General features: G+C 41.3%; 6 protein-coding genes. 5 read left to right on the top strand and 1 reads right to left on the bottom strand.

Features of this window, described 5'->3' with window-relative positions; all coding sequences use genetic code 11:
• Nucleotides 1-5 precede the first annotated feature (5 nt).
• The gene (locus G608_RS22215) at nt 6-1,781 is read left to right on the top strand and encodes a PP2C family protein-serine/threonine phosphatase (protein WP_051208842.1); all 1,776 of its coding nucleotides are present in this window, start codon (nt 6-8) and stop codon (nt 1,779-1,781) included.
• A gap of 67 nt (nt 1,782-1,848) precedes the next feature.
• On the opposite strand, the gene G608_RS19895 is transcribed toward G608_RS22215, so the two are convergent.
• Nucleotides 1,849-2,523 carry a CatA-like O-acetyltransferase gene (locus G608_RS19895; RefSeq protein ID WP_051208840.1) on the bottom strand — a complete coding sequence of 225 codons (675 nt, stop codon included), beginning with the start codon at nt 2,521-2,523 and terminating at the stop codon, nt 1,849-1,851.
• Between the two features lie 92 nt (nt 2,524-2,615).
• Between G608_RS19895 and G608_RS0104855 the strand changes: the two genes are divergently transcribed.
• From G608_RS0104855 to G608_RS0104840, 4 genes are all read left to right on the top strand, one after another.
• Nucleotides 2,616-4,655 (top strand): hypothetical protein, encoded by a 2,040-nt coding sequence (locus G608_RS0104855; RefSeq protein WP_026495095.1) that lies wholly within the window; start codon nt 2,616-2,618, stop codon nt 4,653-4,655.
• A 113-nt stretch (nt 4,656-4,768) separates the two neighbouring features.
• Nucleotides 4,769-7,240, top strand: a complete 2,472-nt coding sequence (locus G608_RS0104850) for an MMPL family transporter (RefSeq protein ID WP_026495094.1) — start codon at nt 4,769-4,771, stop codon at nt 7,238-7,240.
• Between the two features lies 1 nt (nt 7,241).
• Nucleotides 7,242-11,288, top strand: a complete 4,047-nt coding sequence (locus G608_RS0104845) for a hypothetical protein (RefSeq protein ID WP_026495093.1) — start codon at nt 7,242-7,244, stop codon at nt 11,286-11,288.
• 2 nt (nt 11,289-11,290) lie between these two features.
• Nucleotides 11,291-12,238, top strand: a complete 948-nt coding sequence (locus tag G608_RS0104840) for a phosphatase PAP2 family protein (RefSeq protein ID WP_026495092.1) — start codon at nt 11,291-11,293, stop codon at nt 12,236-12,238.
• Nucleotides 12,239-12,611: the final 373 nt, after the last annotated feature.

Here is a 12,611-nt window from a genome sequence, read left to right as displayed (position 1 = left end):
AATTAATGTTTTCAAAAAATGGAAAATGTAAAGTCAACATAACAGTTTTTGGTGAGATAGCGATTATTTTCATAATCGGAACTATCCTTATCAGCATATTGTCAGGCATTGCATTTTTCAGCAATTCCAGAGCAAATATACTCTCACAGAAGCTGAAGCAGACAGACGATATCCTCGATGACTTTGTGCCATATTTAGAGAGATACAAATCCTTCTACTATCTGTGCGAGTATATGCTGGATAATGCAGATACTCTGGATATCGAGTACGACAAAAATGAAAAGACCAATGAAAAGCATAAGGAACTGGTAGACAGGCATCCCGGAATGGTGCTTACCGAGGTGACGGAAGAAGAGTTTAAGGAACTTTCTCCGGAAGATCAAAGGCTCTTTGCAGAGGTGGTATATAACAGATTTCAGATGAGAGCAAATGATATTATAAGGGCTTATGATGTCAGCTACATTTATCTTGCTATTGCAAATGATAACTATGATAATGCTGTGTTTATTTTCAGTGGTTCAGACGGCAAGGCTCCAAGAGGAAACAAGTACGGCGATGCCTATATAATTGGAACACCTGCCACTATCAATGAAGATCAGAAGCAGGCCCTTCTGGATGCCAAAAACGATGAGTATAAGCTTGCAAATTCCACGGGCTTTATTGACAGATATGAGTTCCTTGACAAGATTAAAAACGGTGAGTTGTTCGCAGGTATATCTCTCACCTATTCGGATGTAAGGCAGGAGATAATAGAAAGTGCCATCAGAGGTACAGGAAGCGTCATAACGTTCATGATATTTTTCTCCATAATATGTCTCGTATTTGTTCATTTCTGGATTTCAAATCCCATCAGGGAAGTTCAGAAAAGTGTAGAGGCTTATGAAGAAAACAAGGACAGCGCCGAAATAGAAAGACGCCTTTCGGGATTTGACATGGTGAACGAGTTTGGTGCACTGTCCAGAAGCTTTACTCAGATGGCAAAGGCTATAGATGAATATATCGATGAGGTTCAGACCATCACTAAAGAGAAGGAGAGGATCGGTGCGGAGCTTAGCGTTGCCTCAAGAATTCAGGAGGATATGCTTCCAAGGATATTCCCGCCGTTCCCTGAACGCAAAGAATTTGATGTTTATGCCAGTATGAAGCCTGCAAAAGAAGTCGGCGGTGATTTCTATGATTTCTTCCTTATAGATGATGAACACATAGCACTTGTCATGGCAGATGTATCCGGCAAGGGTGTACCTGCTGCGCTTTTCATGGTGATAGCAAAGACACTTATAAAGACAAGGGCTTTGGCAGGCGGAACGCCTTCTCAGATACTTTATGATGTGAACAATCAGCTGACTGAAGGCAATGATGCGGATTTCTTTGTTACAGTATGGCTTGCAATTTTAAATATCAGAACAGGCAAAGGACTTGCCTCCAACGCGGGTCATGAACATCCCATAATCAGAAGAAGTGGCGGTGAATTTGCGCCTGTAATCTATAAACACTCCATGCCCATTGGAATGCTTGAAAACATTAAATTTGAGGAGCATGAATTTGAGATGAGCAAAGGGGATACCTTGTTCGTTTACACAGACGGTGTTGCGGAGGCTACAAATGTATCCAAGGAGCTTTTTGGAATAGAGAGAACAACAGATGCCCTGAATAAGTGCAAAGTAAACGAGCCAAAAGACATCATCAATACCGTAATAAATGAAATAAAAGACTTTGTAGGAAGTGCAGAGCAGTTCGACGATATCACTATGCTCACATTCTGCTATAGAGGTGATAATTAATTACAAAACCCACGCTGTTTTTTGCGTGGGTTTTTCTTTTCTGATACATATAAATAAGTATAAGAGATTAGAAACTTAGCATTGCGGTAAGCTCCGCATCCAGATTATCTAAGACTTTAGACATATGAAAACCGTCCACCAAAGCGTGATGGGCCATAATGGTGAAGGGTATGGTAACAACCTCATATTCGGTTACCTGACCATCCACAAGGGCAAGCTTCTTCTCGGTTTTATACTTTCCCCAACCGAGATTGGGAATTGAAAAATCCCTTGACGGAATCGGAAGATTGGCCTGGGTATAGTAAAACCAAGGGGTGCTGGTAGTAAAAAGCAGACTTTCCGGATCGCCCTCCTCGGCCAGATGTTTGGCATGAAGTGATTTTTCATGACGAATCTTACTATCTTCAAGATACACATCAAAAGGCTGATTGGTATTAACCATACAGAACCTGTAGGTCTCATCGGGAAGCGCCACGGTGTATGAAGGGTTACAGTAATCATACTCAATGATTCCTTTATCTTTAATCCTTCTTCGGAATTCGGGAACACTGTTTGCTGCTCTTGCAGCTGCATAGACAAAGCTTAAGTGAAATGGATATCCCTTTTCCTTGATATGGCGAAGCCACTTGGTGATATCTACTTCAAAGGTACCTGTGATATGCGGGTATTCACATGCAAGAAAGCGCTGGAAATGCTCTTTTCTAGGATAGGAATCAAGATCAATAGTTTTATAGTTGTTCATAGCAGACCCTCTCAAAAGAAATTATTTTTAGAAATTATACCATAACGGGTGAGGAAATAACGAGGCCTGAAGCTTATGAATGGAGGTAAAAGATGGCTCTTAAAATTGAGAATTTGAAAGAAATCATTGATAACATTAAACTTGGTGCAGATGCGTTTCATGGATCAGAGTGTGGCAAAGTTTACCAGGAGGCCTATTCAAAGCTTTTTCCAATCTATGATGCTAACTGGATCGAGTTTAAATCTAAAGAGCTCACCGATAAGGATGTCCGTGATTTAGGTATAGATGAAATACTTAGGGATTTTAATGGAAAACTTGACGCTGCGGCTGAGAAGGATGAGATTTATGCCGGATCCATTTATGATTCAATAAATGAGACAACCAAGAATAGCATCAATGAGTTCTGGACCGGAGAGGTGATAACTCACAGGGCGAAGTTTGGCACTCTTAATGGAATTGCAGCAAATCTGGTTATTTATCCAACTCGTGAAGGTGCTGATTTAGAGCTTAATGATGCAGAAAAAAAGACAATGGAACCTAATGGTGACAAAAACTGCGTCGACTATCACACTGCAACAAGAAAGAATGAGATCAAAAAACAAAATACTTCACCTGAAGTATATGATGAGATAGCAAAAAAATATAATTTGCCCGGTATCCTTAGTGCTGAACAAAAGTACAGAAAAACCATGCATTTGTTTAACAGACAGATGGCTCTTGGAAAGGTTCCGGATAATTTTGAGAATCAGTACAGAGAAATTCTGCTAAAGAACATAAGCGACTATAAAGCTGAAATTGAAAAAAGTCAGAATGTACCCTTTGAGGAAAAGGATTTAGCATTAACCGGAGGAAGTAGGAATTATTTCGATCAGATTTTTCATGGAGCAAATGATAGGGGATTTCTGTCTGCCCGTGATGAACTGACTCCGAATGAAAAGTATTTAAAGGCAGGACTGCCTTTATCAGGAATGGATGAATTTCTCGCATATAATGCCAATGTGAACAGTGTGGGAAGCTTTATTGATAGTATAAAGAAAAATACTGTCGGTGCAGAGCCTTTTGTCAAAGCTTATGATGAACTTCAGAAGTCTTTGGATAGACTCAATAACGGTGTTTTTGATACTGAGGAGAAAAGACGGGAATTTTACTCCGACATCATTGGTAAGCATGATGCCATGGTGACAGCATATCAGGAATGCAAGGGTAAGGTAAAGGGCAAGGAAAATGTGACTGAGGCGATGGCCAATGTCGGTTTAAGCTCATTTACCGGTGTTGAAAACACAATAAACAAATATAACACAACGCTTAGACCATATCTGGAAAAACCGGGCTATGCAACAGTTAAGGCCCACAAAGACGCAGGTGAAAAGAGATATGAAGCGTTTAAAGATGAGATGAAGCGTATACATGATGAGCTTAAACGCCGTAAGGACAGCCTTGAAAGTACTTATAAGAATCGCAAAAGAGAAGATAATTCTGTAGAGTATAATGCAATGAAGGATGCCCTTGATGAAGCTGTAGCTGCAACGGATTTAAACAATAAAAATGGTTATACTCCTAAGGAGGCCATAGATAAGATTAATGAACTTAATTTGGCAGCTAAGGCTTATAGGAATAAAGATAATCTGTTTCGTGGCTGGAGCTATGGAAATGGTCATACGAGACTTACTAATTCCAGACAGATTGCAGATTTTACTGATAACTGTGGTATCGAGAGACTCATTAATTATGCCGACGAAGGAATGATGATGGGTAAGTATCAGGTAATTGGTGACCAGATAAAGGAACGTGAGAAAGACATAAATAATCGCGGGATGAAGTTTAATGAGTCCTATGCACCAAAGCCTGTGCCGAAAAATATTGTAAATGATCAGCCACAGAATAATATCATCAACGAGCCCGTTCATAACCCTGCTCCCAAAAAAGAAGAGAAAATAGAAAAGGCTGAACCTGCAAGGAAGAGAGCTGTTTCTGTTACAAATATGAAAGACCTTCAGGATAAGCTTGCTCCCAAGAAGGAAAAGGATACCGTCAAGAAACATTCTGAAATTGTAGAGCAGAAGAAGGTAATGGAAAACGGAAACGAAGTAGCAAAAGAAGGAAAACGACAAAGAAGTAATAGCTTTGGTTAATTGTAAAAAGGTAGTATAATAATATATGTGAGAGCCCTTTTCTCATTGGAAAGGGCTCTTAAACAATATATATAGTCATAATAATCATTTAAAGTTTTTGAGGGGGAACTAAAATGAAGAATGGCGGAGGTGGACTGGGCGTTAAGATATGCTCATTCATCGTAGATAAGAGGAATCTTTTTTTTCTTATCTATGCGATTTTGTGCATTTTTTCCGTGATAGCAAGGGGATGGGTAGGCGTAGAAAATGATCTTGCATTTTACCTGCCTTCTGACAGTGAGACCAGAAGGGGCCTCGATCTCATGGAAGAACAGTTTGTCACCTATGGCAGTGTAAAAGTAATGGTGGCGAATATCTCTTATGAGCAGGGGCTTAAGATTCAGAAAGATATCGAAGCTATCGACGGAGTCTTTTCCTGCGATTTTGATGATAAAAGTGCCCATTACAATAACGGTTCTGCGTTGTTTAGCATCACCTTTGATTATGATGAAAAAGAAGAACAGTGCCTTGTTTTATTGGATCAGGTAAAAGAGTATTTTTCCGGATATGATTCATATATATCCACTACCTTAGGCGATATTCAGGCTGAGCTTATCGACAAGGAAATGAATGTCATATCCGTGCTTGTAGTCATTATAGTTGTGGTAGTACTTGTTCTGACATCCCAGGCCTATGCTGAGGTTCCGGTGCTGCTCCTTACCTTTGGCTCAGCAGCCCTTGTGCAGATGGGCACCAATTTCCTTTTTGGTACTATCTCATTCGTATCCAATTCAGTCACAATAGTGCTTCAGCTGGCACTTTCAGTTGACTATGCAGTCATTTTCCTAAACAGATATAAAGAAGAAAAGGCAAAGCATGATAATCGTGAAGCCTGTATCTTGGCTTTATCAAAAGCTATTCCCGAGATCACCGGCAGCTCACTTACCACAATGGGCGGCCTTATTGCCATGCTGTTCATGCAGTTTGGAATAGGTAAGGATCTTGGTATGGTTCTAATAAAGGCTATCATACTTAGCCTTTTGTCAGTATTCCTTTTAATGCCCGGCATCATTATGCTTTTTGCGGGGCTCATGGAGGAAACCCAGCACAAAAACTTTATTCCTGAAATTCCCTTTGTAGGTAAATTTGCATATCTTACAAGATATCTTATTGCGCCTGCATTCCTGGTGCTGATCATTTTTGCTCAGAAAATATCATCAGGTACTCCCTATGTGTATGGCTACAGCCAGATAACACCACCCATTATCAACGATGTGCAGATAGCTGAAAACATGCAGAAGGAAAACTTTACCGCAGATAACATGATGGCACTGGTTTTCCCTGCAGGTGACTATGATAAGGAAAAAGCGCTCATTAGTGAGCTTGAGGAAAATAAGAACGTAACCTCCGTTACAGGCCTTGCCAATACCGAGGCTCTTGGGGGCTACACCCTTACCGATAAATTAACTCCAAGACAGTTTTCAGAGCTTTTGAATATCGACTATGAGATAGCAGAGCTTGTTTATGCTGCCTATGCTCTGAATGATTCTGATTATGCCAAGGTTGTAAACGGTCTTGTTAATTACAGAGTGCCCCTTATAGACATGTTCCTGTATGTTTATCAGGAGGTAAATGAGGGCTATGTGACCTTAAGTGATGAGCTTATGGACAAGCTAAGTGATGCGAACAGAATGATGAACTTTGGCAAAAAGCAGCTTCAGGGTGAAGAATATTCAAGAATACTTGTTTATACAAGTCTTCCCCAGGAGTCCGATGAGACCTTTGCATTTATTTCTGAGCTCCATGATATTACGGAAAAATATTATGACGAAGACAAGATCTATGTTGTCGGAGAATCTGTAAGTCAGCTTGATCTTAAAAAATGCTTTGCAAGAGACAATACTGTTACCAGTGTAATTTCGATACTTGCCGTACTTGTGGTTCTTCTTTTTACCTTCAAATCTGCAGGAATGCCGGTTCTTCTTATTGCAGTTATTCAGGGATGTATCTGGATCAATTTCTCGATTCCTGCTTTGCAGCATGATAACCTGTTTTTCCTTGGCTATCTGATCGTAAGTTCCATTCAGATGGGTGCCAATATCGATTATGCAATTGTTATTGCAGGCAGATATACAGAGCTTAGAGGTACAAGAGGTAAGAGAGAAGCCATCATTGAGACAATGAATGTGTCCTTCCCTACGATCATTACCTCCGGAACAATGCTTGCAGTGGCAGGTATGCTCATCGGTAACATGACATCTGACTGTGCTATTTACGGAATAGGAAAATGTCTTGGAAGAGGTACAATAATTTCCATTTTTGTAACTATGTTCGTTCTTCCTCAGATCCTACTTGTGGGAGATAAGGTCATTGAGCTTACTGCCTTTGTTATGAATAAACCTTTGCAGACAAGGCAGCTATCGGGAATTATGCGAATTGACGGCTTTGTAAGGGGCAAAATTGACGGTAACGTAACAGGTGTTGTAAACGCAGTGGTTCGCGGAAATGTCAGCGCCTTCGTTGATAATGCTGAAGTGACCATGCTGGATGAAAATGAGATAAACGATGCCAAAGACAGCGAAGCATCAGGACAGGAGGGCATGTGATATGAAAAAGAGAATTGTTGCAGCCCTACTTGCGATCACCATTATGAGTGCTTCACCCATCGATGTTTTTGCTGAAACAGTCGAAAATCAGGAAGAATTAGTTACAGAAAACTCCAAAGAAAATCAGGAGGAATCAGAAAGCTCTGATGAAGATCAGGAAGCTGCCGGTGATGAGCAGAGCGAAAATACAGAAAGCCTCTACACCACAGGCACTCAGGAGGATGCTGCGAATAATGCTGAGGATGTTGATCAGGATATCAGAGAAGAGATACAGGCGCTGATCCCGGAGACCATTGAGGAGATCAGTATTGGAAATGCCGATGAATTGCTTGATTTTGCTTCACAATGCGCCCTTGATACCTGGTCTGTAAATAAGAAGGTTATTCTGACAGATGACATAAGTTTTGGCGGCAAAGAGTTTAGCGGCATTCCAACCTTTGGCGGTGTTTTTGACGGACAGGGACACAGCATATCCGGTGTGCAGATTACAAGCGGTCTGTCCTATGCGGGTCTTTTTGCTCATGTTCAGAAGACAGGTGTCATCAGGAACCTGAATTTTATCGGATCTGTGTTACCGGAAGGAAATACAACGATCATTGGAGGGATTGCAGGAGACAATAGCGGAAATATAAGCAATTGTTCCTTCAACGGAGTAGTTAAAGGCAATGACTATATAGGCGGCATAGCAGGTATCAATGAGCTTACAGGCAAAATCGATCACTGCACCGGCGATGGCTATATCAGCGGTGTCCATTTTACAGGCGGAATAGCAGGATTAAATGAAGGAGACATCGAGAACTGTACAAACAAAGCCTTTGTAAATACCACCAATACCGACACTGAGATCACAATCGATTCCTTTGAGAAGCTGACAAGCTTTATCAACCTGATCAAAGACGGTTTTGGCCATGAGAGAGATGTTGCAAAGGAGAGCGTCACTGTCTACGACACAGGAGGAATAGCAGGACAATCCATAGGAATCATCTCCCGCTGCATCAATGACGGAGAGATAGGCTATGACCATGTGGGCTATAACGTGGGAGGCATTGCAGGAAGACAGTCGGGCTATCTTTTGAAATGTTCCAACAACGGACTCATCAAAGGAAGAAAAGATATAGGCGGAATCGTCGGTCAGGCCGAGCCTTACATAACAGTTGACTTAAGCTCTGATATTGCAGCTCAGCTTCAGGAGTCTGTATCAAAGCTCCATGACTGTGTCACCACTACTTTGCAGGATGCCAAGTCACAGTCAAATACCATATCCGAAAGACTTGCCGTAATACAGAAATTTACAGCAGGTGCAGTGGAGGATACCAGATACATTGCTGCAGGCGTTGTTGATTTTGCAAATGGGGTATCCGCAGGTGCAACAGAAGCCTTTTCAAGAGTTGACTATGTTCTTGAAGAAACATCAAGGCAGAATGGAACCTTTGATAAGGTCAGGGAAGGCATGGAGGAAATAGGCGAATCCTCGCAGGATATAGCTGATGTAGGCGATGACGTAGATATCGAAATGTATATCGAGAATGAGGATGAGCTCAGGCAGTACACCGAGGCAAAAGAAATTCTTGAATCTGCAACTGCCCAGTACACAGAGCTAAGGAAAAGATCCCAAAGGGTTTTCTACAACCTTGCTATTGCAAACAACAAAGCCCTTTTTGATACGGCAGCGGATGTTCAATATCGCTATGCCAATGATACCGTAGAAACAGACTTTGGTTCCTGGAGTGAAAGTGATATCGGAACAGGACTTAATTCTGACATGAATGGTTCCTGGGAGCATTCGGATGGAAGAGCATTCCCGCAGGATAAAAATGAGGATGACAACAGTCTCCACAAGATGGCACAGGTCAAGGCAGACGCTGATGGAATCAGATATGCAACTGATAACTATGTCAATCCCATAACCGGTGAGAAGGGCAATTATGCTGATGACATAGCAACTGCAACAGCGACGATTCTTGGCATCTATGAAAAACATTTGCCTGAGATGACAGATGATGTGAGAAGCGATGCCCAGAGTGCCATGAATAACTTAGACGAAGCTACGGATGCTTTTGCATCAGCCAGCGATCAGACAAAAGACATTCTTGCTGAGGTAGCTGGAAGAGGTTCTATAGGCTTCCCTCAGTTTTCTCCGGAATATAAAGCCAGAACCGCAAGCCTTGCAGATAATATGCAGGGGATGAACGACAACTTCGGATTATTGAACAGTGAAGTCAATAACGCAACCGGTGTACTGGTGGACGACCTTCAGGATATAAATGATCAGTTCACAAATATTCTGGGGCTTTATACAGATGCCATAGACGGAGTTTTAGAAAAAGATTACACGGAAGTATATACTGATACATCCTACGAAGCAGTAAATGATACAACTGATGCCACAATAGATTCCTGCCTGAATTACGGAGAATGCAAGGGAGATATAAGTGTTTCCGGAATAGCAGGGACCATGGCAATAGATTATGACTTTGATCAGGAGGGCGTAATAACCGGCCTTAAGAACAATTCGATTCTGGCTTCATATATCACAAGATGTGTTCTTAGGGGCAATAAGAATTACGGTGACATTACATCTCTTAAGAATAATGCAGGCGGTGTCTGCGGCCTTCAGGAGATGGGTACCATCTATAATTGCGGAAGCTTTTCAAAGGTGGCATCAACCTCAGGAGAATATGTAGGCGGAATTGCAGGCTCATCTCTTTCACACATAGTAAAGTCCTATGCAAGAGGCGAGCTGGACGGAGATAACTATGTGGGCGGAATCGCAGGAAATGCCATGCATCTGCAGCAGTGCCTTAGCATAGTAACTGTTGGCGAAGTCAAAAACTGGTATGGAGCTATCGCAGGTCATGTGGATGATAAAGGCGAAGTCAGGGATAACTTTTTTGTAAGTGATGACCTTGCAGGAATTGACAGAGTAAGCTATTCCCTTAAGGCGGAGCCTGTAAACTACAAAGTCGCCATGGGAATCAAGGATGTTCCCTATGAGTTTGAGACTCTTAATATCAATTTCATTTTAGAGGATGAGGACCTTGAGGATGGCAGCAAAAAGGTAGGGCAGATCGTTAAAAAGTATGGCGAATCCATTTCGCTCCCTGAGTATCCCAAGGTGGATGAAAAGGAAGGCTACTATGTAACCTGGGATATCGACGGAGTAGAGAGAATTGTAAATGATATCACCATAACCGCCAGGTATAACCGCTACAGAACAACCATAGCCCAGGATAGCGAAACCGAAGGCTTCTATCAGTCAGAACTTTTGGTAGATGGCATGTTCAAGGATAACGAGAAGCTATCTGTGGAGAGAACCGTTACCTACGATCCATACTTAGATTCATCCGAGGAAGAGCATTACTATGAGACTCTGAAGGTGAAAATTCCCTATGATGGCTCCGATGTCCATCAGATCAGATTTAAACCACTGTACGAATATGCACAGGTAGCCGATCTATTACCTGTAGATGCTTTGAAGGAATTTGATCTATATCTTCTTGATGGAGATAAGAGCACGCTTCTTGAGAAAAAAGGCCAGATGGGTGGCTATTCTCTTTATGAGGTTAAGGGTAATGAATTTGTTCTTGCCATGGGAGCAGCCAATATAGATAAGGTCTCCATCTGGTTTACCAGAATACTGGGCGGCATTATCATAGCTTTGGTGGTTCTTATAATACTGATCATCATTGTAATCTGGAGAAACAAAGGTAAACTTCCCAAGTTCCTCGGCGGAGTTAAGACCAAAGTCTCCAAGAAGATTGAGAGTAAAGAGCAGATTTTCTATGACGATTCTCAGGATGATGAGCTTAAAAAAGAGCTGGAGGAGTACAAGGAGAAGTTTCTTAAGAAGATAGATAATAAGGAGGGAAAGACAGAAGAAAAGACAGAAGAAAAGACAGAACAAAAGACAGAAGATAAGGCAGTAGTTGAGGGAACACTTTCTGAAAACAAGGAAGAGAACGAGGTAGTTGAGGAAATACCTTCTGAAAGTAAGGATGAAGTAAAAAAGGATACGGAAAAGACTGATAATAAAGAAAGCGAGGAGTAAAAATGGAATTTGATATTCAATATTTGTTATTATTACAGAATTTGAGAAATGCTACCGGCGGTATTTTTGATGAGTTTTTTAATGCCATATCAAAATTCGCTGTGGATGTTTTACCATTTCTGCCCTTTGTGGTCTTTTGGGGAGTAGATAAAGCATGGGGATATTTTTTCCTGACAACGCACTGGTTTAGCGAACTTATAAACGGCGTCATCAAACTTACAGTGTGCGCATATCGTCCCTGGATCCGCTCTGATCTGATTGAGCCTGCAGGAGATTCCAAGGTTGCGGCAACAGGTTATTCTTTTCCGAGTGGACATACAAAGTCGGCAACCACACTTTATGGCGATGTCTTTGTATGGCAAAAGGATAAGCGCAAATGGCTTGCAATTACCAGCGCCGTACTTATCGTCCTGACAGGATTTTCAAGGAATTTCCTCGGGGTTCATACACCTCAGGATGTAATTGTAGCAGCCCTTGAATCAATACTTATAATCTTCATTGTGTACAAAGTGGCTAAGAGAGTTGAAGGCGATGAGAAAACCTTAGACATTCTCACACTGCTTGGTGTTGTTTTTGTTGTGGCAGCCCTTATATATATTCAGGTAAAACCTTACCCCATGGACTATGATGCAGCGGGAGCGCTTCTCGTTGATCCGTCCAAGATGATGAATGACTGCTTCAAGGCAGCAGGAGCTTTTCTTGGATTCCTGATTGGCAGCTATGTGGACAGGCACTATATTCACTACGAGATTCCCGTTGGTGCCAAGAACCTGCCAATGCTTGTATGTGTAGGTGTAGCCATAGCCTTTGGCTGGAAGGAATATTTTGGACCTGCTACAGTGGGTGCAGCCTTCGGAGGACACTGGGGTAATTTTATAGCAAGATTAATTATGCTCTTATTTGCCATGGTATTTTGGCCGATTATTATTATAAAGGAGGCAAAAGAATAAAGTGTTGGACATCTGATGGACAGCATATCGTATACTTATACTACAAACGGTTTTCTTATGAGAAATGATTGTCAAATTAGATCTGGGGGGATAGTGATTATGACAATGGAAAGATTTGAAAACATCGTACTGCTTTTAATGGTAGTAGGAATGATCGGAATGCTTTATGTGATTATCTAAAAGCATATTGATGATTTCGATAAAGAAAGAATTCACGGCAGCCTTAAATGGCTGCCGTTTTTCCTGTTTTTTGAAAAAAGAAAAATTAATCAATATTTTATAACCGAGGGCCTCAAAATCCTTGATAATATCTGCAATTTTTAGTAAAATCCTTGTGTAGTGCGTAGTAATGGATAAAAAACTTATCATTCTA

Source organism: Butyrivibrio sp. WCD3002 (assembly GCF_000424265.1).
In the GTDB taxonomy this organism is placed as follows: domain Bacteria; phylum Bacillota; class Clostridia; order Lachnospirales; family Lachnospiraceae; genus Butyrivibrio.
Note: the sequence above shows the minus strand (reverse complement) of the source record. Positions and strands in the feature narration are given on the sequence as shown.